At 39.9% G+C, this 25,571-nt stretch carries 24 protein-coding genes; 11 read left to right on the top strand and 13 right to left on the bottom strand.

Annotation, left to right across the window (positions count from 1 at the left end; all coding sequences use genetic code 11):
• Positions 1 to 15: 15 nt before the first annotated feature.
• The 4 genes from K6I41_RS16320 to K6I41_RS16305 all read left to right on the top strand — a co-directional run bounded on the left by K6I41_RS16320 (position 16) and on the right by K6I41_RS16305 (position 5,708).
• The gene (locus tag K6I41_RS16320; RefSeq protein ID WP_151768020.1) at positions 16 to 957 is read left to right on the top strand and encodes an RsiV family protein; all 942 of its coding nucleotides are present in this window, start codon (positions 16 to 18) and stop codon (positions 955 to 957) included.
• Entirely contained in the window at positions 957 to 1,769 is an 813-nt protein-coding gene (locus K6I41_RS16315) for a TatD family hydrolase (protein ID WP_151768015.1), read from the top strand. The genes K6I41_RS16320 and K6I41_RS16315 overlap by 1 nt, the downstream gene beginning before the upstream one ends.
• A 124-nt stretch (positions 1,770 to 1,893) precedes the next feature.
• Positions 1,894 to 4,647, top strand: coding sequence for an aconitate hydratase AcnA (gene acnA, locus K6I41_RS16310; protein WP_250374787.1), 2,754 nt, complete (start codon positions 1,894 to 1,896; stop codon positions 4,645 to 4,647).
• A 299-nt stretch (positions 4,648 to 4,946) separates the two neighbouring features.
• On the top strand, positions 4,947 to 5,708 hold the full coding sequence (locus K6I41_RS16305; RefSeq protein ID WP_151989376.1) for a tRNA threonylcarbamoyladenosine dehydratase: 762 nt from the start codon (positions 4,947 to 4,949) through the stop codon (positions 5,706 to 5,708).
• Positions 5,709 to 5,772: 64 nt separating this feature from the next.
• Here the strand turns inward: K6I41_RS16305 and K6I41_RS16300 are convergent, their stop codons facing one another.
• Complete coding sequence (locus K6I41_RS16300) at positions 5,773 to 5,895, bottom strand: hypothetical protein (RefSeq protein WP_151989377.1); 123 nt, start codon at positions 5,893 to 5,895, stop codon at positions 5,773 to 5,775.
• A gap of 96 nt (positions 5,896 to 5,991) precedes the next feature.
• Here K6I41_RS16300 and K6I41_RS16295 point away from each other — a divergent pair, with 96 nt between their 5' ends.
• Complete coding sequence (locus K6I41_RS16295) at positions 5,992 to 6,891, top strand: LysR family transcriptional regulator (protein ID WP_151989378.1); 900 nt, start codon at positions 5,992 to 5,994, stop codon at positions 6,889 to 6,891.
• Between the two features lie 31 nt (positions 6,892 to 6,922).
• Here the strand turns inward: K6I41_RS16295 and K6I41_RS16290 are convergent, their stop codons facing one another.
• The 6 genes from K6I41_RS16290 to K6I41_RS16265 all read right to left on the bottom strand — a co-directional run bounded on the left by K6I41_RS16290 (position 6,923) and on the right by K6I41_RS16265 (position 12,097).
• A complete protein-coding gene (locus K6I41_RS16290; RefSeq protein WP_081402096.1) occupies positions 6,923 to 7,318 on the bottom strand; it encodes a hypothetical protein in 396 nt (131 codons plus the stop codon).
• A gap of 169 nt (positions 7,319 to 7,487) precedes the next feature.
• A complete protein-coding gene (locus tag K6I41_RS16285; RefSeq protein ID WP_005302354.1) occupies positions 7,488 to 8,006 on the bottom strand; it encodes a hypothetical protein in 519 nt (172 codons plus the stop codon).
• Positions 8,007 to 8,340: 334 nt separating this feature from the next.
• Positions 8,341 to 9,345 carry a tRNA dihydrouridine(20/20a) synthase DusA gene (dusA, locus tag K6I41_RS16280; RefSeq protein WP_250374786.1) on the bottom strand — a complete coding sequence of 335 codons (1,005 nt, stop codon included), beginning with the start codon at positions 9,343 to 9,345 and terminating at the stop codon, positions 8,341 to 8,343.
• A 141-nt stretch (positions 9,346 to 9,486) separates the two neighbouring features.
• Positions 9,487 to 10,677 (bottom strand): MFS transporter, encoded by a 1,191-nt coding sequence (locus K6I41_RS16275; RefSeq protein ID WP_250374785.1) that lies wholly within the window; start codon positions 10,675 to 10,677, stop codon positions 9,487 to 9,489.
• 18 nt (positions 10,678 to 10,695) lie between these two features.
• Positions 10,696 to 11,103, bottom strand: a complete 408-nt coding sequence (locus K6I41_RS16270; protein WP_250374784.1) for a RidA family protein — start codon at positions 11,101 to 11,103, stop codon at positions 10,696 to 10,698.
• A 67-nt stretch (positions 11,104 to 11,170) separates the two neighbouring features.
• Positions 11,171 to 12,097 carry a DMT family transporter gene (locus K6I41_RS16265; RefSeq protein WP_250374783.1) on the bottom strand — a complete coding sequence of 309 codons (927 nt, stop codon included), beginning with the start codon at positions 12,095 to 12,097 and terminating at the stop codon, positions 11,171 to 11,173.
• A gap of 238 nt (positions 12,098 to 12,335) precedes the next feature.
• On the opposite strand from K6I41_RS16265, the gene K6I41_RS16260 reads away from it, so the two are divergent.
• Genes K6I41_RS16260 through K6I41_RS16250 form a run of 3 tightly spaced genes read left to right on the top strand, consistent with a single transcriptional unit; the run spans position 12,336 to position 15,256 of the window.
• A complete protein-coding gene (locus K6I41_RS16260) occupies positions 12,336 to 13,463 on the top strand; it encodes a Re/Si-specific NAD(P)(+) transhydrogenase subunit alpha (protein WP_004794594.1) in 1,128 nt (375 codons plus the stop codon).
• Positions 13,464 to 13,474: 11 nt separating this feature from the next.
• A complete protein-coding gene (locus tag K6I41_RS16255) occupies positions 13,475 to 13,789 on the top strand; it encodes a proton-translocating transhydrogenase family protein (RefSeq protein WP_003654992.1) in 315 nt (104 codons plus the stop codon).
• A gap of 12 nt (positions 13,790 to 13,801) precedes the next feature.
• A complete protein-coding gene (locus tag K6I41_RS16250; RefSeq protein WP_004794591.1) occupies positions 13,802 to 15,256 on the top strand; it encodes an NAD(P)(+) transhydrogenase (Re/Si-specific) subunit beta in 1,455 nt (484 codons plus the stop codon).
• A gap of 63 nt (positions 15,257 to 15,319) precedes the next feature.
• Here the strand turns inward: K6I41_RS16250 and K6I41_RS16245 are convergent, their stop codons facing one another.
• The 6 genes from K6I41_RS16245 to K6I41_RS16220 form a co-directional block, all read right to left on the bottom strand.
• On the bottom strand, positions 15,320 to 16,141 hold the full coding sequence (locus K6I41_RS16245; RefSeq protein ID WP_013198942.1) for an SDR family NAD(P)-dependent oxidoreductase: 822 nt from the start codon (positions 16,139 to 16,141) through the stop codon (positions 15,320 to 15,322).
• 207 nt (positions 16,142 to 16,348) lie between these two features.
• Positions 16,349 to 16,750, bottom strand: a complete 402-nt coding sequence (rsfS, locus tag K6I41_RS16240) for a ribosome silencing factor (RefSeq protein WP_004794586.1) — start codon at positions 16,748 to 16,750, stop codon at positions 16,349 to 16,351.
• 81 nt (positions 16,751 to 16,831) lie between these two features.
• Positions 16,832 to 17,626, bottom strand: coding sequence for a hydroxypyruvate isomerase family protein (locus tag K6I41_RS16235; RefSeq protein WP_004794584.1), 795 nt, complete (start codon positions 17,624 to 17,626; stop codon positions 16,832 to 16,834).
• A gap of 13 nt (positions 17,627 to 17,639) precedes the next feature.
• A complete protein-coding gene (locus tag K6I41_RS16230) occupies positions 17,640 to 18,509 on the bottom strand; it encodes an NAD(P)-dependent oxidoreductase (RefSeq protein ID WP_250375802.1) in 870 nt (289 codons plus the stop codon).
• An 11-nt stretch (positions 18,510 to 18,520) separates the two neighbouring features.
• A complete protein-coding gene (locus K6I41_RS16225; protein WP_250374782.1) occupies positions 18,521 to 19,309 on the bottom strand; it encodes a crotonase/enoyl-CoA hydratase family protein in 789 nt (262 codons plus the stop codon).
• 94 nt (positions 19,310 to 19,403) lie between these two features.
• A complete protein-coding gene (locus K6I41_RS16220) occupies positions 19,404 to 22,211 on the bottom strand; it encodes a GacS-like sensor histidine kinase (RefSeq protein WP_250374781.1) in 2,808 nt (935 codons plus the stop codon).
• A gap of 172 nt (positions 22,212 to 22,383) precedes the next feature.
• On the opposite strand from K6I41_RS16220, the gene cysM reads away from it, so the two are divergent.
• From cysM to rlmD, 3 genes are read left to right on the top strand one after another with little or no spacing between them, the layout of a single operon-like run.
• Positions 22,384 to 23,316 (top strand): cysteine synthase CysM, encoded by a 933-nt coding sequence (gene cysM, locus K6I41_RS16215; RefSeq protein ID WP_005302386.1) that lies wholly within the window; start codon positions 22,384 to 22,386, stop codon positions 23,314 to 23,316.
• Between the two features lie 12 nt (positions 23,317 to 23,328).
• On the top strand, positions 23,329 to 24,147 hold the full coding sequence (locus K6I41_RS16210; RefSeq protein WP_005302389.1) for a 3'-5' exonuclease: 819 nt from the start codon (positions 23,329 to 23,331) through the stop codon (positions 24,145 to 24,147).
• A gap of 9 nt (positions 24,148 to 24,156) precedes the next feature.
• Positions 24,157 to 25,548, top strand: coding sequence for a 23S rRNA (uracil(1939)-C(5))-methyltransferase RlmD (gene rlmD, locus K6I41_RS16205; RefSeq protein WP_199987989.1), 1,392 nt, complete (start codon positions 24,157 to 24,159; stop codon positions 25,546 to 25,548).
• Positions 25,549 to 25,571: the final 23 nt, after the last annotated feature.

Here is a 25,571-nt window from a genome sequence, read left to right as displayed (position 1 = left end):
AAAAGGCAAAATATGATGTTATCTTCTAAAGCTTCACTGCGATTAACTTTGCTTGCTTCTGCTATATTTTTGGTGGCATGCCAACCTAAAGCTGATCCTAAGGATTCTCAAGAACAGCAGAAACCAGCAGTCGAGGAACAAAAACCAGTAGAGCTGACTTTGAAGGGTGAAACAGTTCCTACTAAGGTGGTTTTACCTGATTGTGATGGTAAAACTTGTCCCGAATTCACAGTTGAACGTTTGCAGAGTAATTTTCCATTTATTGACAAAATTCTAGATCAGCAAATCTTAAAGACTCTAGGTCAAATTTTAGAGATTGCTGAACCAGATGCTAAAGTGAAGCAAGCCGATCAAAAAACAGAAGCTTCAGCAGTTGCGGGTGTAGAGCAAAAAAATAGTTTTGATGCACAGGTTCAACGTTATGCCAATTCATTTATTGGTTTGGACAATGAGTTAAAAGCTTTAAGTAGTAATCATCAAATTAATCTTTTGGTGAAACCTAAAATCTTGCAGGCTCAAGGTAAAGTTGTAACTGTGGTATTGAATAGTAGTAGCTATTTAGGTGGAGCACATGGTTCTGCTGCGCAGCATTATTATAATTTTGATTTAAAAGAACAAAAGCAGATCAAGCTTGAAGATTTGTTACGCCCACAGCAAAAAGCTGCATTAGAAAAGTTAGCCCATGAAGCCTTTAAGACTTGGGTTACGGACTCTAAACTGGCTGATAATGTGGGTGAATATGAGCAAGCTTGGCCATTTAAGTTATCTGATAACTTCTTATTGGGTGAGCAAGGTTTAATTCTTCAATATGGTGAATATGAAATTGGACCATACGTGGTTGGGCTCCCTCGATTAGTCATTCCATATGACCAATTACAGGAAGTGTTGAAACAAGAGTATTTGCCACAGCCTAAAGCTAAACCAGCTTCGGCATCAGTTGCAAAAAGTGCTGGCTAATGCATTTGTTTGATACCCATACCCATTTTGATGTTGCCGATTTTGATGAAGATCGGCAGCAGTTAGCGCTTAATGCCAAGAAAGCTGGGGTTGATGCATTAGTCTTAATTGGTTTTGTGCAGTCACGCTTTGACGAGTTGGTGCAAACTCATCATCAGTTAAATAGCTGGGAAAATGTACCCACTTCATATTTAGCACCAGGCTTACACCCGTTTTATATTGAGCAACATCAGCCAGAACATCTTTCTCAGCTGGAACATATCTTGCAGCAACAGGACTGTGTGGCGGTAGGTGAAATTGGCCTAGATACTTTCTTAAAAGAACATAAGCAGCCCGATATATATGCTAAGCAAAAACAATATTTTGCAGATCAGTTAGAGCTTGCAACTCAATACCAAAAACCAGTATTACTCCACATTCGAAAAGCGCATGGTGATGTGCTTGCTATATTAAAAGCTCAAAAATTTAAATTGGGTGGCATTGCTCATGCATTTAGTGGTGGGGTAGAAGAGGCAAAAGGCCTTATTAAGCTTGGTTTTAAAATTGGTGTGACAGGACAGATTACCAATCCGAACGCAAAAAAACTTCATACTGTTGTGCAGGCTATAGGTGCCGAGCACTTGGTGATTGAAACAGATTGCCCTGATATGACACCCCTTTGCTGCCAAACCTCAACTGAACAACGTACTCGTAATACTCCTGTTAATTTGCCTTATGTATTACAAAGTTTGGCTGAAAATTTAAATATGCCAGAGTCAGATTTGGCTGAGGTGCTGTGGAAAAACTCTCTCACTGCATTGAAATTATCGTAATAAAAATCAAAGATTAGAAATAGTAACTAAAACAAAACACAGCGATTAAAAAAGAAGCTTAAAGTAAGAAAACAACATGTAAAAACGTGAAAAATAACATTGCCAGACATGGGAGGATAACCCAATGGCTAAGTATAGCAGTATCAATAGTTTTAATGCTTTACAGACGCTAACAGTAGGTTCCAGCAATTATCAGATTTTTAGCTTAGCCCAAGCAGAGAAAACGCTAGGGGATATTGCCAAACTGCCGAAATCTTTAAAGGTATTATTGGAAAACTTATTACGGTTTGAAGATCAGCATAGCGTTAAAACGGAACACATTCATGCTTTAGCAGAGTGGTTAAAAACCCGTAGTTCAGATCAAGAAATTCAGTACCGACCTGCACGGGTTTTAATGCAGGATTTTACTGGTGTTCCAGCTGTGGTTGACTTGGCTGCCATGCGTGCAGCAATGGCACAAGCGGGTGGTGACCCTGAAAAAATTAATCCTTTATCCCCTGTAGACTTGGTTATTGACCACTCTGTGATGGTTGACCATTTTGCTGATGATCAGGCCTTTGAAGAAAACGTACAAATCGAGATGCAACGTAATGGTGAGCGATATCAATTTTTACGTTGGGGACAATCAGCATTTAATAACTTTAGTGTAGTGCCACCGGGCACAGGTATTTGCCATCAGGTCAATTTAGAGTATTTGGCTCAAGCGGTGTGGCTAGGTGAAGATAACGGTCAGACTTTTGCTTTTCCCGATACTTTAGTGGGTACAGATTCACATACCACCATGATTAATGGTTTGGGTGTTTTAGGGTGGGGTGTAGGGGGAATTGAGGCCGAAGCGGCTATGCTGGGCCAACCGATTTCGATGCTGATTCCTGAGGTCATTGGTTTTAAATTAACAGGAAAACTACCAGAAGGGATTACTGCAACTGATTTGGTGCTGACCATTACTCAAATGCTTCGTCAAAAAGGGGTAGTGGGTAAATTTGTAGAGTTTTATGGAGACGGCTTAGCCGATTTACCTCTTGCTGATCGTGCAACCATTGCCAACATGGCACCAGAATATGGGGCGACTTGTGGTTTCTTCCCAATTGATGAGGTGACACTAGGATATTTGAGATTAACTGGTCGTCAAAATGATCGTATTGAACTGGTTGAAGCTTATAGCAAAGCACAAGGTTTATGGCGAAATGCTGGTGATGAACCTGTTTTTACAGATACTTTAAGCCTTGATATGAGTACGGTTCAGGCAAGTCTAGCAGGACCAAAACGCCCGCAAGACCGAGTGCTGTTATCAGAAGTACCTAAAGCGTTTAATGCACTCATGGAGTTAACGCTAAAACCAGCAAAAGAAGCAAAAGAACGTCTAGAAAATGAAGGTGGTGGTACTGCTGTAGAGGCAAAAAAAGCAAATATTCAACATGAAAGTCCATCTTGCGTGATTGAAGGGCAGGAATACCCGTTAAATCATGGTGATGTTGTTATTTCTGCGATTACCTCTTGTACCAATACCTCTAACCCAAGCGTGATGTTGGCGGCGGGGTTACTTGCTAAAAAAGCCATTGAAAAAGGCTTGCAACGAAAACCATGGGTGAAAAGCTCTCTTGCACCTGGTTCTAAGGTCGTGACTGATTATTTGTTGGCTGCTGGGCTTACGCCGTATTTAGATGAATTGGGTTATAACTTGGTGGGATATGGTTGTACAACCTGTATTGGTAACTCAGGCCCATTACCCGAGCCAGTCGAAGATGCAATTCAATGCCATGATTTGAATGTTGCATCTGTACTTTCTGGTAACCGTAACTTTGAAGGACGAGTACATCCATTAGTTAAAACCAATTGGTTAGCTTCACCGCCTCTTGTAGTGGCTTATGGTTTGGTTGGGAATATTCGTACCGACCTGACAACAGAGCCTCTTGGTGAGGGTAAAGATGGACAACCTGTCTATTTAAAAGATATCTGGCCAAGTCAGGCAGAAATTGATGTTGTCTTGCAGAAAGTAAATACAGACATGTTTCATAAAGAATATGCTGCGGTGTTTGATGGTGATGAAAGCTGGCAATCAATTCAGATTCCAAAAAGTAAAACTTATGAATGGGTTGATGATTCGACTTATATCCGTCATCCGCCATTCTTTGAAGGCATTGGTGAACCACCAAAACCAATTAAAAATATTGAACAAGCAAATATCTTGGCGGTACTTGGTGACTCAGTAACGACTGACCACATTTCACCAGCAGGTAATATCAAAAAAGACAGTCCGGCAGGTCGATATTTACAAGAGCAAGGCGTTGAGCCAAAAGACTTTAACTCCTATGGTTCTCGACGTGGTAATCATGAAGTCATGATGCGCGGGACCTTTGCCAATATTCGTATTAAAAACGAGATGCTTGGTGGTGAAGAAGGTGGTAATACCATTCATGTGCCAAGTGGTGAAAAGCTCGCTATTTATGATGCTGCAATGCGCTATCAACAAGAACACACCCCACTTGTGATTATTGCTGGTAAAGAATACGGAACAGGTTCTTCACGTGACTGGGCTGCCAAAGGAACGAACTTGTTAGGTGTCAAAGCTGTCATTGCTGAAAGTTTTGAACGCATTCACCGTTCAAACTTGGTAGGTATGGGCGTGTTGCCACTACAGTTTGTTGATGGGCAAACTCGACAATCTCTCAACTTAACTGGTCATGAGGTGATATCAATTCGAGGTTTGTCTGATGGCGTTCAGCCTCATCAAATTCTTGAGGTTGATGTAAAAGGGCCAAATGGAGTTGCCAGTCACTTTAATGTGTTATGTCGAATTGATACGTTAAATGAGGTGGAGTACTTTAAGGCGGGCGGTATTTTGCATTATGTACTTCGGAATTTGATTGCTTCATAAATCGATAAACTTAGCACGGCCTTTTAATGAATATGTTTTGGCTGATGTTGGGTATATAGATACATCCTTACTTTTCGAGGATGAAAAGTAACAAAAATCCTCTGTCGGGCTGACGGTATGTCCTTATACCGCAGCCCAACTGGGCGGCATCCGTGCCGCCTGTCACAGTAATAAATGAAGGACTAAATCCTCAATGTTCTTATATATGATGTTATAAAGTTTTCTTTGATCTGAAATACACTTTCGTCTGAAAAGCAGTAAAATACCTCCCGTGTTTTATATCCCCTCAAAGAGTAGCAATGACCGATCTCCAACAAGATGAATATGACCGCCGTTTTGCAGGTGTAGCCAAAGTTTATGGTGATTCATCGTTCCAACACTATGAAAAAAGTCATGTGATGGTGATTGGGATTGGCGGTGTCGGTAGTTGGGCGGTAGAAGCTTTAGCACGTACGGGTATTGGCGAGATCACCTTAGTCGATATGGATGTGGTTGCAGCATCAAATGTGAACCGTCAGTTACCTGCAATGACCTCAACTCTGGGTTGTGAAAAAGTTGAGATTATGGCGGAGCGTTGTCGCCAAATTAATCCACGTATTAAAGTAAATATTATTGATGACTTTTTAACGCCTGAGAATGTCACAGCGCTGCTAAACCCTGTACCAGATATTATCTTGGACTGTATTGATGACGTTAAAGCAAAATTGGCTTTAATGCTCCATTGCCGTTTTAATAAAATTCCGTTGATTGTGTCGGGTGGAGCTGGTGGCAAGCTTGATCCGCTTAAAATCCGTGTGGCTGATTTATCAAAAACAGAACAAGACCCAATGTTAGCGAAGCTACGTAGTCAGCTTCGTGCTCGGGGCATCTGTAAAAAGCCAAAAGAGAAATTTGGCATTACTTGTGTTTATTCAATCGATAATCCATTTTCAAGTGCAGATGTTTGTCCATCGGCTGGCCTACGCTGTGGTGGCTATGGTTCCGCAGTAGTGGTGACTTCAAGCTTTGCCATGATTGCTGTGGCTGAAGTTTTAAAGAAACTCGATTTGAAGAAAGCCTGATTTAAACATAAAAAGGCATGCTCTTATGTTGGTGGGCATGCCTTTTGTTTTTGAGAAAAAAGATTTAATCATATAACTCTATAGTGTCGTGTTTGGGCTGTGTTGGAAGCTGCTGATCATAAAATTTAAAGCACCATAAAATTAGAACAACGACAGTGAAGAGGGTGAAACTTTTAAAATACTTCATGAACAATTCAATTAAGTGTGTGGTCTTGATAAAATTCTAGCGAAGGCAATCTATCTAATCTAATATAGAAAATAGACCTAAGAATCTAATTTTGAGATGGTGATGCTCACATTAAAACAATTTCAATATTTCATAAAAATTGTAGAAGAAGGAGGTTTTACTGCTGCTTCAGAAAAGCTCTTTATTGCTCAATCTGCTTTAAGTCGACAAATTAAATTACTAGAAGAAGAAATTGATTTTCAGTTATTTGATCGCACTGATAAGAAAATAAAACTTACAACGGCGGGAGAGATCTTCTATAAAAAAATAAAAGATAATATGCATTATTTAAATGAAATCATTGGAGTTTCTAAGAATATTGCAGAAGGAAAAAATCGCCAGATTAAAATTGCTCATTCGAGCAGTATCATTATGGATGATAAAAAGGTTCAGATATTAAAAGAAATTAGCTTAGCCAAACATATAAATTTTGAGATAAATACTTTGTCATCTGAGCATCAAATTCTAGCTTTAATGAGCGGGGAAATTGATATTGGTTTGATTAGGCCACCAGTTCGGCACACTTTAGATGAGATCAATGTTGTTAAGCTATATGAAGAACCTTTAATGGTGGCTGTGCATGTTGATCATGCTAAGTTTGCAAATAAACAAGAGATTCAAGTTAAAGATTTAAAAGATGAATATTTCGTTTCTACACCCCATTCTAAACGAGGCGGTTTAAGTTATTTGGTTTCAAACTTGTGTGTAGGGGCAGGCTTCTGGCCTAAAGCAGCGGTGATCCAATCACGTAAGCTAAGCCAATTACAGTTAGTCGCTGCAAATTTGGGTATTAGTATTGTTCCCCAAGAGTTTAAGCAAATATTACCCAAAAATGTAAAATTGATTCCTCTAGAAAATAAGAATCTTTTATCTGAAGTGGTTTTAGCTTACAGAGCAAACCAGAGTGATCTGATTCAACCTTATGTTGAGCAGATCTACCAGCTGCTGCAAGTGTGAGAGGCAATATGTTTAACTTATGCTGAAATAATTATTGTGGTCCAGTGTGCTCACTAATAGTAAATGTATATTCGGTATCACCTTCTAACTGACGCTCCTGAGATAGGATATCCATTTTGGGGCGTTTATGCTGGTAAAATTCCAAATTGATACAACCACTATTGTTAACCTCATAGCGAATATAGTAACGATCGGGTTCTAGAAAAAATGTTGCTTCTTCAAATGAGTGCAAAGATAGAATTTTCTTCTTGTCGTGATAAATCACGGAAGGACAATCTAGTAGTCCATTTGAATATTGTTTTCGTATCACATGGATCCGAGCTTTAGGAGTGGTTTCTTTTAATAAATATTGGGGCTGATAAATCCGTTTTTCAGGTACTTTTTTTAAAACCTCTTCAACTTTTGTATCTGGGGCAGCATACGTCATACTAAATGACGTCAGTAAGTAAAAGCTCAGCAATATTCTTTTCATAAAGTTCCATCATTATTTTTGACAAGTACAATATGAAAATAAAGCAAAAAAGAAGCCAAGCTGGATTCAAAATATTTGTTTGATAAGATGCTTGAAATGGTTCAAGTGATTGAACATCTAGTTCTTAAGTGGCTTGCCCTAATCGGTAATAAGTATAGGTTACGCTATCATCTTTATAGACATCATAACTATTTTGTTTGAAGTCAGAGACCCATTCACTTCCTGTATATCCAGCAATATGTCCATAAACATGGTTACGGGTTCTGTGAATGATATAGATGTCGCCTTCTTGTGGTTCATCAAAGGCTGGATTAATTTCTTTATAGCCAATCTTTTTTAAGGTATCTCCCCAATCTGAAGCCGCAATTGGGTGATTTTCGACATTGGCACCAGCAGATTCTAGTGCAAGGCGGATACTACGGGCGCAACGAGCTTTACTGCGTCTAGAGGTAACACTTTCTAATTTTTCTACAAATTTATCAATATCTATAGCGGGAGTACTGGAAGTTTCTGTCTGATGATTATTGGGTTTCATGGTGAAGGGATAAGGAAGGCTTGGGGTGCTGTGGGATACAACAATGGCTGCCTGATTTGAATCCTGATACATGTAATTATCAGCTACTTGTCCGTCATAAATAATCATCGTGAAATCTCTACCGTGCTACTCATATCCATATTAAAAAAATCACCACCTACCTGTGGCGTTCAGAGATACTAATCGGCGTACCTTAAAAGTTTTGTTTATGTTATGTAATAACGTATCTTTTTTCCAGAGGTACCTGCTTCGGAGTGAAAAGATGCTTATCAAAAGAGTGATTAAAAATAGTGAAATTTAAATTATTGATATCATTATAAAAAAATAATTAACCAGAGCTTAAATTTGAATATTTTGCTTCAACATTTGCGAATATACTCAAAATCTAAGTCTCTGATTTAAAATGCCACATTTTCTTACAATTTAAGAAGCGCTCACAGACTTAAGCTTGCTGCTCTTTTAAATATTCCTCGGTACGAAGTAGAGCGGCTTGCATGTTGCTAATAGCCTGTTCTACATCACCTAAAGTTTTTGCATTTCCGCCACTTAGCGCCTGACGCCACTTGCGAGCACCCGGCAAGTTTTGGAATAGACCTAAGATATGACGAGTAATGATTGAAAGCGGAGCACCCTCAGCCATACGTTGTTCAATATAAGGCAACATTTGTTCCATAATCTCGAATCGATCTGGTGCTTCTAAATTCCAAAGCTGACCCATTTCCGCGAGTAAGTACGGATTATGATAGGCTTCGCGGCCAATCATAACGCCATCTACGTGCTGTAAATGTGTTTGAGTTTCAGCAAACGTTTTAATCCCGCCGTTAATTTCAATGGTGAGATGTGGGCGCTCTTGTTTTAAACGATAAACATCTTCATAGCGTAAAGGTGGAACTTCACGGTTTTCTTTCGGAGATAAACCTTTCAAAATAGCGATACGAGCATGTACAACGAAGTAAGTACAACCTGTTGCCGCAACAGTATCTACGAAATGAAGCATCTCTTCGTAAGATTGCATGTCATCGATACCAATACGGTGTTTGACCGTTACAGGAATCTTTACTGCTTTTTGCATGGTGTGAATGCATTCAGCAACCAAGTCTGGCTCTGCCATTAAGCAAGCACCGATTTTATTGTTCTGTACACGATCACTTGGGCAGCCTACATTGAGGTTGACTTCATCGTAACCCCAGTCTTCGGCCATTTTTGTGCAGGTTGCAAGCTCTTGCGGATTTGAGCCACCAAGTTGCAATACGATAGGGTGTTCTTGTGTACTGTAGTCCAAATGACGTTTTGCATCGCCAAAAAGAATCGCACCTGTAGTTACCATTTCTGTGTAGAGCACAACATTTGGGTTAAACAAGCGTGCAAAGAATCGATAATCCTTTGTAGTCCAGTCCATCATGGGTGCGACAGAAATACGAGGTTGTAACGATTGAAGTGATTGCATAACCAATAGCCCAAAAGTCGCTAAATTAATGAAAGGGCAGCATTATACGAGGTTTATGCTTGAATCGACAGAGGCTTTTGGCCGTATAATTTATAACCGCCCTTGGGGTGGATATAGAAAGATGATTTATAACAAGTTACCTTATTGGGAAACCATTTTCTTTTTTTGTAAGATCGTATCGAACATGCTAAATAAAATACAAAGAACAACTAGTCCAATTCCTGCAAGGCAAGTCATAGTCCATCCACCACGGTTCCATGCAAAAATTCCTAATGCTGAACCACCTGCACCGCCAATAAAGTAAGTCGTCATATAAATGGCATTAATACGAGATTTTGCATCTGGTCGTAAACGGAAAATAATGCTCTGGTTACTGGTGTGTACGAGCGCGAGTGCTAACTGAATTAATGCAAAGCCAAGAACATAACTAGAAAGTAGAGTTTGTCCGAAGTAGAAACAAACCCAACTTACTAAGAACAGCCCGCAGCCCATCCATGTCAGTAAGCCAGTATGTCCTTGATCCGCATATTTACCAATGTAACGTGTTGATAAAGCACCGAAGATACCCACTAAAGGCACTAGTCCGATAAATAGATCAGGTAAATGATGTGCTGAGGTAAGGAGTAATGCGATAGTAGAATACAAGATACTTACTGCTGCAAAGGCGAAAGCACCTGTAAGTGCTCTTAATAATAATCGCTTTTCCTGCTGTAAAAGTTGAGCCATGGAAACAAAGATTTGCCCATAGTTCATTTTCATACGTAAGACATAAGGCAAGCGGCTTTTTAAAGTAAATGCTAGCAGGAGCATTAATATGCCACTTACCACATAAACCACTTTCCAGTGGAAAAGGTTCGAAAATAAGCCTGCCAGACTGGTAGAGAGTAAAATTCCGACCAATAAACCACTCATTAAAAAACCAATGATTTCGCCAGTTTTTTCGGGTTTTACAGTCATTGTGGCAAGAGGAATAAGCACTTGAGCGGCAACAGAAAACAAGCCCGCTAAAATCGTACCAATCCATAGCATAGGCAAGTTCACAGCAAAAGCAGAAGTAAATAGGCCAATTGCACAAAGCACCATTAAAAATGGAATGGCCTTGGCTTTATTAACGATATCACCCATTGGAACAATAAAGAGTAAACCGAGGGCATAAGACACCTGAGCAAATGTCACTGTTAAAGCAGCTTGTGCTTGAGTTACAGCAAACTCTTGCTGAATAGAGTGAATCAGCGGCTGACAATAATAATTCACACCTGCACATAAGCCACATGCTGCTGCCATCAACCAAAGCAAAGGTTTATTTTGACTGATATCTTCAGGGGTAGACATGATGTTCTCTCGATTTTATTAGGTGTATGCGGTTGCTTCGACTTCAATGAGCATATGCTCTAGTGCAAGGCGTGGTACAGGAATGAGTGTACAGGCTGGAAAAGGATGATTTTTCCATAAATTTTGCATAATTTTAATCAAAATTTGATGTTTTTCGACCGAATGGTCAACAACTAAAACTCTTAACACTGCAATGTTACTAAGCTCTGCATTGGCAGCTTTTAAAGCATGTTGAATGTTATTAATGGCTTGGATAACTTGTTCTTCAAAATTTGGGCTTAATTCACCTTTTGAGTTTTCGCCACCTTGACCTGCAATATGAATAATCTTTTTAAAATTTTCTACTACAGCCACATGACTATAAGCATTTGGGGTAGGGTCATATAAAGTTGATGGATTTATGATTTTAAAAGTTGCTTTATTCATGGAACTCAACCGTTCATTAAAATTTAGATGAGTATCCAACCTCAACTTAAGTTGAGGTCAAGAGAATTTAGTGTTTTAGCCTTTTCTTTCTGAGTGTAATCATCATCACACCAATAATATTGAGAAGGCAACCGACCCATTGCCACATATTTAAATGTTCATTTAAAAAGGCAACGGCAAGTAAAATCGTTAAAACCGGTCCAATCGAAGCAATCATTGCAGATTGAGAGGCACCTAATCGTTCAATACTTTGCATGAGCATAACAGTAGGTAAGACGGTCACTAAGAAGCCTAGACCAACCCCATACCAAATTACACTAGGGGGTAGCTGTAATAGAAGTTGAATAGGTTGAGGTGTGCTGAGTGCATAGTGCGTTAATGTGCCCATACAAGCTACAGTTAATGCTAACCCTGTGAAATTCCAAGAACCAAATTTCTTAATTAATGGTGGGGTTAGTAATAAATAGCCTGCAAAAGCTACCGCACTTGCAAATACTAAACTTGTACCTAGCCAGAAGTTGCCCTGAATTGGTGCGTTGCTGTGCTCTTGAAGCATGACCAGCACGGTTCCACCATAACTAAGAAAAATGGCAAATAAACTTTTTGCATCTAATTTTTGTTTGTAGAGTAAGCTTGAGACGATGACTGTAAGGGTGGGATATAAAAATAGAATAATTCGTTCTAGAGAGGCGCTAATAAACATAAGGCCCATGAAATCGAGCCAACTGGCAAAGTAGTAGCCTAATAGACCGGCAAAAATTAAAATTAGCCAATCCTTCTTTTTTATGCCCTGATTATGATGCCTGTTAAACCAACAAATAAGTAGAAAGAACGGTAAAGCGCTTAACATGCGTAAAGCCATCAGGACTGTAGCATCTACTAATGGAGAAAGGGCATAAGTCTGTTTAATAAAGATTGCTTTTGTACTGAATAGAAAAGCGGAGCAAAGAGCAAAAAAAGACCCGATTTGAAACGAAGAAAACGAAATTTTCATATACAAGACTGTATAAGAGAGACTATTGTCTATAAAAAAAGAAAAATCTTCCTATGCTACACCTCAAATCAAATATCGTGAATCATCAGTTCAAAATATGGGTATTTATTAAATAAATAGTGGGTGGTATTTTAAAAAAGTTCAATTAGAATCCAAATTCTGTACAAAGAATACACATGGGGGAAACATTGCGGCTTGCAATGTTTTTGACAATGAGAAATTAGCTTGAGGAACGCTCATGCAGATCGGAATCCCAACCGAAACTGTCGTCGGTGAAAATCGTGTAGCTGCTACGCCAGAGACAGTAAAGAAGTTGATTAGCGCTGGTCATAGCGTTGTGATTGAGCGCGGTGCTGGTGTAAAGGCCGCGTACATTGACAGTGCTTATGAACAGGTCGGTGCAACCATTACGGATGATGCCTATACGGGTAGTCAAATTATTTTGAAAGTTCGCGCGCCACAAGGTGGGGAAATTCAAAAACTTGCAGCAAATACCGCTGTTGTAGCAATGTTTGATCCTTATCGTAATACCGAGCTAGATCAGTTTGCGAATCAGCAAGTTTCTGCTTTTGCTCTGGAATTGCTTCCTCGTACGCTTTCTCGTGCGCAGAACATGGACGTATTGTCTTCTCAGGCAAACCTTTCTGGTTATAAATCAGTTTTGCTTGCTGCTGCTGAATATCAGCGCATGTTCCCAATGCTTATGACTGCTGCTGGTACTGTAAAACCTGCTCGTGTTGTGATTATGGGTGTGGGCGTTGCAGGTCTTCAGGCAATTGCAACCGCAAAGCGTTTAGGTGCAATTGTTGAGGCGACCGATTTACGTCCTACAGCAAAAGATCAGGTTGAATCTTTGGGTGGTAAGTGGTTAGACGTACCAATGTCTGAAGAAGAGCAACAACGTGCAGCGGATGCCGCTAAAAATGGTTATGGATGGATGCCGGGTGAGCAATACATCAAAGACCAAGCTGCGATTGTTGATAAGGCTGTTTCTAATGCTGACATCGTGATTACTACTGCGCTCTTGCCGGGTCGTGATGCACCACGTCTGATTAAGGCTGAAACTGTTGCCAAGATGAAACCGGGTTCTGTCATTTTAGATATGGCTGTTGAAACTGGCGGTAACGTTGAAGGCTCTAAAGTGGGCGAGACTGTTTTTACAGAAAATGGCGTGAAAATTTTGGGTATTCCAAATATTCCGGCAACTGTAGCAACAGAAGCTTCAGCGCTATATGCACGTAACGTTTTTAATTTCGTAGAGACTTTATTCGACAAAGAGAAAAACTTTGCGATTAATCAAGAAGACGAAATCCAAAAAGCCCTATTGGTCACTCATGGCGGTCAAGTACTGCTTAAGCGTGGTTAAGGAGATTTCTCATGGTTGAAACTATTACAATTTTCGTCCTTGCCATCTTCGTAGGTTATTACGTAGTTTGGGGTGTTACACCAGCTTTACATACGCCGCTTATGGCTGTAACCAATGCATTGTCATCTATTATTGTAGTGGGTGCGATGTTGCAAACTGTGGGTCTACCTATTTTGGGTGTAGATGCTAACGTTGCATTTCAAAGTGTAAATGTGGTGAGCGTACTTGGTGCGATTGCAGTATTTTTGGCAAGCATTAATATTTTCGGTGGCTTTGCAGTAACTGCACGCATGCTGGAAATGTTCAAGCCTAAGCAAAAGAAATAAGAGGGCTTTGACATGGAATTTATTCAAGCAAATGCGAACTGGTTGTACCTTGTAGGTGCAATTCTCTTTATCTTGACGCTTCGTGGCTTGTCTGGCCCTAAAACAGCAATTCAAGGTAACCGTTACGGTATGATCGCGATGGCGATTGCAGTTGTAACGACTTTCTTTGTTGCGAATAACCCAGTGATCTGGATGATTGTTGGTGCAATGGTGCTTGGTGCAATCGTAGGTATTGCACGTGCTCGTACTGTACCAATGACGCAAATGCCGGAAACTGTTGCACTTATGCACTCTTTGGTTGGTTTGGCAGCTGTTTTAATTGCAATTGCTGCAATTTTACATAACAACCAATTAACTGAATTGTTTGCACAAAATGAAGCAGCTTTAACGGCAGCTGGTGTGCAACATGTGCACATGAGCAAAGTTCACTTATTTGAATTGTTTGTTGGTTGTTTCGTTGGTGCGATTACCTTTACTGCATCTGTGTTTGCGTACGGTAAATTGGCTGCGAAAAAATGGGCTAAAACAATTTCTGGTGCATGGGTTAAACCTGTTCAAGCGCTTATCTTTATTGCGATGTTGGCTTGTGGATTTTACTTCTTCACGACTGGCAACATGACTGCTTTCTGGGCAATGACAGCTCTTGCGCTTGCATTTGGCTGGGTATGGATTGCACCGGTCGGTGGTGGTGATATGCCTGTAGTAGTATCGCTTCTTAACTCATTCTCTGGTTGGGCTGCGGCAGGTATTGGTTTTACACTTGAAAACAACATGTTGATCGTTGCGGGTTCTCTCGTAGGTTCATCTGGTGCGATTCTGTCGTACATCATGTGTAAAGCAATGAACCGTTCGATCATCAATGTATTGTTTGGTGGTGCAATGGGCGGTGCAGCGGTTGCTACTGCTGCCAAAGGTGAGCAAGTTCAACGTAACCATCGTTCTGGTTCTGCTGATGATGCTGGCTTCTTGATGTCAAATGCTGACAGTGTTGTAATTGTACCTGGTTATGGTATGGCGCAAGGTCGTGCACAAAATGCTGTAAAAGAATTGTGTGAAATTCTAAAAGAGCAAGGTGTTCGCGTTCGTTTCGCAATCCATCCTGTTGCTGGTCGTATGCCTGGTCACATGAACGTATTGCTTGCAGAAGCAGACGTGGCGTATGAAGATATCTTGGAAATGGATGAGATTAACTCAGACTTCCCTGCAACAGACGTAGTACTTGTAATTGGTGCAAACGACGTTGTAAATCCTGCTGCGAAAGATGATCCAAGCTCGCCGATTTATGGTATGCCGATTCTTGAAGCTCATAAAGCGCGTACAATCATGGTGATTAAGCGTTCCATGGCAACAGGTTATGCTGGTCTAGACAACGATTTGTTCTATAACGAAAAAACAATGATGATCTTTGGTGATGCTAAAAAAGTTGTTGAAGATATGACAAAAGCAATCAATGGTGGTGGTCACTAATCTGACCCCAATCAGGATTGTAAAAGCCACCTTCGGGTGGCTTTTTTTATTTGGCTTATTTGTTTAAAGAAATTTTTCTACGAGGTTTAGAGATTGTTGATAGAGGTCGCGTGCCAGTTGCTGATTTTTGGCATGTGATGATTTCCAGTCTGGCATATGTGCGCTGACATATTCGCCATTACGATTTTGCCATGCATCTCCAGTTGCCATTTCTGTAATGAGATTTGCTGGAACTGAGGTTGGCACTAATCCTAATTTCATTGCTGCATAAACCGGTTTTGGTAAGTCACGATAAATATCGGAAGCAACACCGCCGGGGTGTAATGCATTATTAGTAATTGTACTTCCAGATAGCTGTTCTGCTAATGCATTGCTGAATAATAAATTTGCAAGCTTCGATTGCCCATAATAGAACAGAGGATTGTAAAAACCTTCTGCACGAAACTTGTTGGGTTTAATTGAGCCCACCCAGTGAGCAATAGATGCAAGATGAATAATACGAGCTTTTGGAGATTGTTTTAAAACTGGAAGTAATTTTTGAGTAAGTAAAAAATGACCTAAATAGTTAACCCCAAATTGTTGTTCAAAGCCTTCATGGGTCAATTGTTTGGTTTTGGCAAATAAGCCTGCATTATTAATGAGTACGTCAAGGCTGCCATAGCGATCAGCAATTTCATCTGCTGCTTTTTGGGTTAACTCAAGGCTGTTTAAGTCGAGGGAAACTAAATCGACTTGGCCTTGATTAAGTGAAAGTAGTTTGTTCTGCGCATCTTGGGCTTTTTGTGGATTTCGGCACGCTAGAATGACATGTTGCCCTTGTTTAACGAGTTGTTCTGCTGTGGCAAAGCCAATGCCCGTATTGGCGCCTGTAATTAATATCTTCACTTTCTGTACTCCGGTTATGCTATTTATTGGTGAGAACTTTCAGAAAATATATAGTGCTGTAAATCTGACAATTTGTCATGTCAAATTTGGTTGTAAGTGATGATTGGTGTTTGTGGGGGAGGTGATGGGATATTTGAAATGGTTAAAATCTTTGTTTAGTAAATAAAAAAGCGGCTCAAAAGAGCCGCTTTTTTTAAAAGCAAAATTTTAAGCAACCGACTCTGGAGCGGTACGCCATAAGCTTTCTAAATCATAAAATTTACGAGCTGTTGGTAGCATCACATGTACTACAACAAAGCCGAGATCAATTAAGATCCATTCTGCATCTCGTTCACCTTCAACGCCAATCGGGCGGAAACCGGCTTTTCGAGCTTCTTCTGCAACATTGTCTGCAAGTGCTTTCACATGACGAGTAGAAGTACCGCTCGCAATTACAATAGCATCAGCGACATTGCTAATTGAGCTAACATCTAACTGGAGAATATCTTTTGCTTTTACATCAACTAAAGCGTCGTGGACGACTTTGAGACAAGTTTGTACGTCTTTATTTGAGGTATTCATTGCGAAATCGTGAGAATTAGACACGCTGGGCGATGGTTCTAAATTCATATAGGGTATATTTTCCTGACAATTACTCACTATCTAATATAGTGGTTTTCGCGCTAAATTTCAAACAAAACTCGTAACAGTTTATATATTTACATCATCCGAAAAATACTTTTTCTTCCATGTAAATGACTGATTTGAAGTATTTTCAGGCTTATATTCTGCTGCAATATAGTTTTGATAAGAACTTTGTTTTAACCAAGAAAAAATTTGTTCATAAGGAATTTCAGCTGTATCTGGCTCATGACGGCCCGGACAGTCCGCAAATTGAATGTGTCCAATTGAGTTAATATTCTCTTGTAAACCCTCAAGAACGTCTTCGCCCATCATTGCCATATGATAGCAGTCATATTGCATTTTTAGAGTAGGGTCGTTGACCGCTTCTAGCATTTCTTGTGCCTGCGCAATATTTTGTACTAAAAAGCGGGGCATATCTGTACCGTTAATCATTTCAAAAACGGGTTCTATATCGTGTTCACTGAGTAAGTTGCACGCAAGTTTTAAATTAGCTGCTAAGGTTTTTAAACAAGGCAGTAAATCAGCATCAAGCGGTTGCTTGCCCGCTAGAATATTAACACGAGGAACCTTTAAAGCTGTGGCATAGCTAATGGCTAACTCTAATGCCTCATGGAAAGCTATTTCTTGGCCGGGAATGCCTGCTAAACCATTTCCGCCTTGCATAAGGTCACCCGCCGGCACATTAATTAGACAGAGACTAAGATTATAGCGTTCGAGTTGAGTTTGAATATCTGCAATAGTTAATTCATAAGGGAATTGAATTTCTACATATTCAAAGCCCTGTGCATGGGCCAGAGCGAAGCGTTCAATTAAAGGAACTTCGGTAAAAATCATGGATAAATTGACTGCAAGACGACCCATACTCAAACTCCGTTTATTTTTGCTCTACTAATTGAATCATAGTAGCTAAATCTTTCTCAGCAAAGCCATTTTTTTGGTGAGTTTGTAGCTGTAATAGAGCTTTTTGTGCAACTGGGATGTCTAAATTAACATTGTTAGCCAATGTTACTGCGTTATTAAGATCCTTAGATAATGTTTGAACTTTCCACTGAACTGGCTCAAATGTATGAGTTGCCATACGTGGAGTTAGAATTTGAAAGGGTTTCGAGTCCGCAAATCCGCCTGCTAAAGCTGGAGCGAGTAAAGTCGTATCTACACCAGCTCGGTCTGCAAGCGCGACAGCCTCTGCAATCAGGGCACTGTTGGCTGCAACAATCAGTTGATTACAAATTTTGGTAGCTTGGCCAGTTCCTGTATCGCCCATTCGAGTTACGCGTTGAGATAGAATATTATAAACAGGCGTTAGTTCCGTAATCGTTTGAGCATCACCGCCTGCAAAAATGACAAGTGTGCCTTGTTCTGCTCCAGCTGTTCCGCCTGATACAGGTGAATCAATCCAAATAACGTCATGTGTGGCAGCTGCTTGAGCAAGCGTTTTTGTTGCAGCAACAGATAAGCTTGAGAAATCTACAATAACTTGTTCAGCTTTTAAGTTAGGCTGAATTTTTTCAAATACTGCCTCTACGGCTTTATCATCTGCCAGACAGATTAAAATAATAGGATAATCACCAATATTTGAAAGTTCTAAAGGTTGGGCGCCGATATCAATCAGTTCTTCACATGCAGAGAAGGTTCGATTCCAAACCGCAACTTGAAAGCCGGCTTGAATAAGGCGGGTTGTCATCCGACTTCCCATAAGCCCCATACCTAAAAAAGCAATAGGGGTATTACGATCAAAATTCATCATCTAAGCTCTTATTTATATTGGCGTGGTAAAAAATTAACTTCCGGATGTTTGTCTTTTTTACGAGCAAGTTTGCTATTTTTACCAAGTAATAATTTAAGTTGCCAGATTTTTTCTAGACGTAATGATTTTTCTGGTTGATGCTCCATTGCATCTAGTACACGTTTTGCTGCTGTGAGGGCATCAGGTGAGCGTTGTAACATTTCAGCTGCAATCTCATTTGCTCTCTCTAGAGGTGAGTCACTTAAATGAGTCACAAGACCGATTTCTTTTGCATAATTCCCGTCAAAAACACGGGCAGTTAAGGTGAGTTCTTTTGCAAGGTCAACGCTAATTAAACCTTTTAATGAGCGAGTAAGCCCCATATCAGGAACTAAACCCCAACGGCTTTCCATAATTGACATTTTTGTTTCTGGATGAGAAATTCGAATGTCGGAAGCCAACGCAAGTTGCATACCCGCGCCGAAACAATATCCTTCTAATGCAGCAATAACTGGGACAGGTAAATTCTGCCAAGTCAGAAATGCTTTTTGAAAAAGACTTTGTCCGGGTTTTACAAGTTCCCAAATGGCAAAAGCAGAGTTTTTCGGATTGTTTAGGTCGGATAAATCAATTCCAGCACTAAACACATTTCCTTCGCCTGTCAAAATAACACAGCGAATATCTCTATCCTTTTTAATTGCTCTTGCAGTTGAAACTAACTCTTTTAATAAGGCAAAACTCATTGCATTGCGTTTGTCTGGACGGTTTAAATATACCGTTGCGATGCCATTATTTTTTTCAATACGTAAGAGTGCCATGAGATTCCCGCTTCTTTTTTTATAGATGAACGGAGCATAACATGGCTGTAATTTGGAAACATGACAGCCCAGTCATGCCTCTTTGATAGAGATGTTAGTCAGGAATCACCAAAATTTGATGGGCTGCACTTTCTACCTCTTTAACGACAAGACCTAGTTCATTAAAGCGCTGCATCACTTCTTCAATGAAACCTTCATCTGCTATACGGCGTTCCTTGCGCAGCGTTGAAATAAATTGCTCAAAGTCACCAGTCACTTGTTGTAGTTTTGGGGTGCCTACATAGCGAGTAGCACCATAGAGGCGATGTAAAACATGTTCAAGTTGAGGGAAGTCTTCAAGCTCAATGAGCTGCTGCATTTCATCTAGCTCAGTTGGAAAACTATCAACTAACATTTTAAGTAAATCTTGCGCTAAGTCTTCTTTATTTGCTGCAAGCTGCAAACTTTGTTGCCAGTTTAAAATTTGTGGATCTAAAGCTTCTGCGACTAAATGATGGTCTTTATCTAAGGCTTTTGCTGTAAAGTTGTTTTTAGTCCATTGCGTTAAGATCTGGATGATTTGTTCCATTTGAATTGGCTTGGTGACATAGTCATTCATGCCTACTTTAAGGAGTTTTTGCTTTTCATCGGCAAGTGCGTGGGCGGTGAGTGCAATAATTGGAAGTTGCATTTCTCCGTCTAGTGTCGACTCTAAAGAACGAATAGCACGAGTGGTATCAATGCCTGACATGACAGGCATTTGAATGTCCATAAACACTAAATCAAATGGTTTAAGTTTCTGGTCAATTCGTTCTTGGATCAGGTTAAGAGCTTCTTGGCCACTGAGTGCTTTAGTTGTTTTAACGTTAAGTTCACCGAGTAAGGCTTCTAAAACAATTAAGTTAGGAAGATGGTCATCCACTGCCAGAATGTGTAGACCCTGACCATTAAAGTCTTGTTGTTCCTCTTCAAAAATAGGTTGATCATTTAATAATTGAATGAGTCCGCTTCGACTTAATGGTTGATAGAGAGGGCGAGCACGGTATTCATTGAGCATGTTTGGCTCAAGCGTCATTTGATAGCCATAGACGGCTAAATTGCCTTGATAACGGCTACGGATTTCTTTTAATAACGCTTCAGTGTCGCCGCTATGGTCAACAATGAGCCATGTATTATCTTTCTGATCAAGATGTTTTAAACGGCTAAACAAGTCCAGAATCGATTGTGTTTCGATATGAGGAACATGGTAGTTTTCAAGGTAGTAACGTAAAACACTTGCTGTAGCAGGATGAGCAAGATACGACACCACTTGTAAATGCTCAAAGTGCGGGTGTTCGATTTCGTAATCTTCATCTACCACAAATTGTGCGGTAAACCAGAAAGTCGAGCCTTTTTCTGTTGGAGCACGTTCTTGGTTATCTTCAAAACCAATTTGACCGTGCATGAGATGAACAAGCTGTTTAGAAATAGCTAAACCTAAACCTGTACCACCAAATTGACGTGTAACTGAGGCATCACCTTGCGAGAATGATTCAAATAGTTTTTTACGGTCTGTGCCACTTAAACCAATACCACTATCTTGAACACTGAAATGAAGCAGACATTGCCCAATATCATCATGTTCCATACGAACACGAACAATAATTTCGCCATCTGGAGTGAACTTGATCGCATTAGAAATTAAGTTGGTCAGAATTTGCTTGAAGCGTAAAGCATCGCCAATCACTTCTTGTGGAATGTTGTCCGCATAGTAAAAAGCCATGGCGATATGTTTTTGAGCAGCCAATGGAGATAGCATATCCATGACATCAAAGATGGCTTCTTCTAAATCAAAAGGTGCTGTTTCAAGTTCTAATTTACCTGCATCAATTTTCGAGAAATCTAATACATCGTTAATTAATGCCAATAAATGGGCAGATGACTTGCGAATGGTTTGCAAATAAAGATTTTGCTCATTATTTAAATTTTGTTGACGAAGCAATAAATGAATAAAGCCATCAATACTGTTTAGAGGTGTTCGAAGCTCATGACTAATATTTGCCAAGAAAACTGACTTCGCTTGGTTTGATGAAATCGCTTGGTCACGTGCTTGACGATAAGTAATGTTTTGGACTTCTAAGGTATCTAGTGTTCTGCGTAAGTCTTCTTCTGTTTGTTCAGTGTGTTCTTTTAATTCTAAAAAGCTAAAGTGTAATCGCTTAACAACATTTGCAATATCACGCTGTAGTAAGCGTAGCTCCCCAGTACTGTTAATAACTAGGTGCTGATCTAAAGTATCTGCATTTAGGCGTTGTAACTGCATGCGAATTTCATACATCGGCGCAATCCAACGACGAGAGTAAAAATTCAAGCACAGTAAAAGTAATAATAAGGTCATTAATCCAGTAATGACGAGGGCAATCATAATGCGATAACGTGCCAACTCTAGAGGCTGGTTATCCATTTCAATCATTAACCAAACTGGGGCTTTTCCTGCTTTATTGCTAATTTGCAGTCCATAAATATTGTTGTGGTTATAAGAGATAGGGCCGAAAAAACTATTATTACTAGGAAAGCTAGGCCAATAACGATTATCACGATAACCAATGCTTAAATAAGTCTGTCCATTGTTATCAATTAATACCGCGCGTTTAAGATTTTTTTCGCTAAACATGCTTTGCATAATGTGCTGAGCATGATCGTATTCATCGGGCTCTAATTCGACTAGCGTATATAAATCTTTCGCAATTTGATTGTAGCGAGCTAAAATTGCTGAGGCGTGATGTAGCTGTTGTTGTTTTACCGAATGTGACGTTTCAGTTAAAACCAGAAAAGCACCGACCCCTGTTAAAATCATAATCGGCACAAAAATTAGAGCAATCAATTGCCCATATGCATGATTCAGACGTAAGCGTTTCGATAAGGTTTTATTGAAATTAGACATGGCTACATCAGATTTATCTCTCTGTACGGCATCTTATCACGCTTTATTTTAAAACAGACGGCATTTTATAAATGACCGAGCTTTAATCGCTTTCATGAAAAAGCATATTGAAATGGGTGCAGTAGCGAGCATTTTTTCATACAATAGGCGCACCTCGATATAGGTATTGATCATGAGTAATACACAACCTGACTTTTTAGCCGACGAATTTTTGTTAGATCACTATGTAGGTAAGACGCCTCTAGTTCGTTTGCAGCGATTAGCTTCTCATACGCAAGCGACGGTTTTAGCAAAATTAGAAGGTAATAATCCGGCAGGTTCTGTAAAAGACCGTCCTGCATATAACATGATTATGCAGGCAGAAAAACGTGGTCAAATTAAGCCAGGCGATACCTTGATTGAGGCAACCAGTGGGAACACAGGTATTGCTTTGGCAATGGTTGCTGCAATGCGTGGCTATAAAATGAAACTTATTATGCCGAACAACATGAGTCAGGAGCGTAAAGATGCGATGCTGGCTTATGGCGCAGAGCTGATTGAAGTAACACCGCAGCAAGGTATGGAAGGTGCTCGTGATTTAGCCTTGCAAATGGAAAAAGAAGGTAAGGGGCACGTTTTAAATCAGTTTGGTAACCCTGACAATGTTGAAGCTCATTATTTAACGACTGGTCCTGAAATTTGGAAACAAACAGGTGGAAAAATCACCCATTTTGTAAGCTCAATGGGTACGACTGGTACCATCATGGGTGTTTCTAAATATTTAAAAGAACAAAACCCAGATATTCAAATTATTGGTTTGCAACCAGCAGATGGCTCAAGCATTGCTGGTATTCGCCGTTGGCCGAAAGAATATTTACCTACTATTTTTGATAGTAGCCGTGTGGATCGTACCATTGATATTCCACAAATTGATGCTGAAAAGACCATGCGTAAATTAGCGCGGATGGAAGGCATTAGTGCAGGTACATCTTCAGGCGGTGCGGTATGGGCATCTATTAAGATTGCAGAAGAAAATCCAGATGCTGTTATTGTTTGCATTATCTGTGACCGTGGCGATCGCTACTTGTCTACAGGATTGTTTTCAGTACAGGACGATAACTCATAATTGAGAGAAATAATGCGTTTCCCTACCTTAGTTTTTGATATTGAAACTTTAACTGATTTAAAAGCGGGAGCGCATTTATATCATCTTGATTTACCAGAGGCTGATGTAGAGCAAGCATTGACGAAACTCCGTCGTCAAGAATCAGGCATGGATTTTCAGCGCTTACCTTTGCATGAAATTGTTTGTATTTCTGGTCTATGGATTGATGAGTCTGGTTTTAGATTGTTTTCTTTTAGTCGTGAACAATATTCTGAAGCTGAGATTTTGCAAAAGTTCTTGTCAATTTTTGATAAGCGTCATCCGACTTTAGTGAGTTGGAACGGCTCACAATTTGATTTACCCGTTATTCTGTTTCGCGCGATGTATCATGGGCTTTCTGCACCGGGCTTGTTTGATCAAGGTGAGATTGATAGCCAGAAGCGTTTTAATAATTACCAAAACCGTTATCACCATCGCCACATTGATTTAATGGACGTGATGGCAATGTTTAATGGGCGTAATTTTCAAAAGCTTGATGATATTGCCTGTATTTTAGGTTTGCCGGGTAAACGCGGTGAATCGGGTTATCATGTGCCTGAATATGTTCGTAATCAACAGTGGTTAAAATTGACTAGCTATTGTGAAGGGGATGTACTCAATACATGGTTTATTTATTTGCGTTGGCTCGTACTAAAAGGCCAGTTGAGCGTAGATGAACATAACCACTGGATTAGCTCGAGTATTGAATATTTACAGACTATGCCGCAGCAGTCTGACTTTCTTGAAGTATGGGAACGTACTTCGAAACATACTGAATTTACTTCTCACTATTTTAATCCTTCAGATTTTTAGGTTCATTCTTTGAAACAACAAGCCAAATCTCGCAAGCCTCAACAACCTGAATATATTTTTCAAGTTGAAACACTTTCTCATGAGGGGCGAGGAATTGCGCATTATGGTTCTCATCCTGATCATCCAGCAGATAAGCATGGCAAGAAAGTTTTTATTCGCTATGCATTGCCTGGAGAAACTGTAAAGGCTCAGATTACCCATCAAGCAAAGCGTCTTGAAGAAGCTGAGATGGTGCAGTTATTAGGAGAGCCTTCAACTCATCGCATAGATGCAATTTGTCCTCATTATGGTATTTGCGGTGGCTGTAGCATGCAGCATATCCATCCTGATGAACAAATCCGGTTAAAGCAAAGTGTGCTCCAATCGCATTTACAACATTTTGCAGGAATTCAGCCTGAACAGTGGCTTGAGCCAATTCGATCTTTACAAACAGATTATCGTCGTCGTGCTCGAATAGGGGTGCGCTATCTGCCAAAGCCAGATCGCTTAATTATGGGGTTTCGTGAACATCATAGTAATCGGCTAACTTCTATCCACACTTGTAGTGTTTTGGATAAAAAACTATCAGATAGCTTGCCTGAGCTGCGTACTTTACTCCAAAGTCTAAAAGGCAAAGCGCATATAGGTCATGTAGAATTAGCAAAAGGTGATCATGAAATTTCTTTGTTGGTTCGTCATGTAGAAAAATTAAACAATTCTGATGTCAACCAATTAAAGCAATTTGCGTTAGACAAAGGGTGGCAGTTGTATTTGCAGCCTAAGGGGCCTGAAAGTATTCATCGTATTGATGATGAAAAAGGTGCTTTACGTTTACACTATGCCTTAGAGCGGTTTGATGTAAATTTTGCTTTTTCGCCATTGGATTTTACTCAGGTCAATGCCACAGTAAATGAACAAATGGTTCAATTGGCATGTGAATTGCTTCAATTGCAACCAGGTGAAAAGGTACTTGATCTATTTTGCGGTTTAGGCAATTTCTCACTCCCGTTAGCACGATGTGTTGGTGAGAGTGGTCAGGTTGTCGGTGTGGAAGGGAGTGAAGAAATGGTGCAACGGGCAACAGCTAATGCAAAATGCAATAGTTTGGTGCAAGCAACCTTCTTTTCACAAGATTTAACAAAAGATTTTTCGCATCATTCTTGGGCAAATCAAGGATTTGATGCATTATTGATTGATCCTCCTCGTGCTGGTGCATATGAAATTATGCAGTATGTATCAAATTTTGGAGCAAAAAGAATCGTTTATGTATCATGTAATCCAGCTACACTGGCAAGGGATGCGGGTGTTTTGGTCCAATATGGTTACCAGTTAAAAAAAGCAGCTGTGATGGACATGTTTACGCACACAGAACATGTTGAATCCATTGCACTATTTGAAAAAATTCAAGAGATAAACGATTAAAAACATGAGTTACATAGTGAGGA

The organism is Acinetobacter sp. AS23 (assembly GCF_023612055.1).
In the GTDB taxonomy this organism is placed as follows: Bacteria; Pseudomonadota; Gammaproteobacteria; order Pseudomonadales; family Moraxellaceae; genus Acinetobacter; species Acinetobacter oleivorans.
This window is presented reverse-complemented; position numbering and strand designations above follow the sequence as displayed.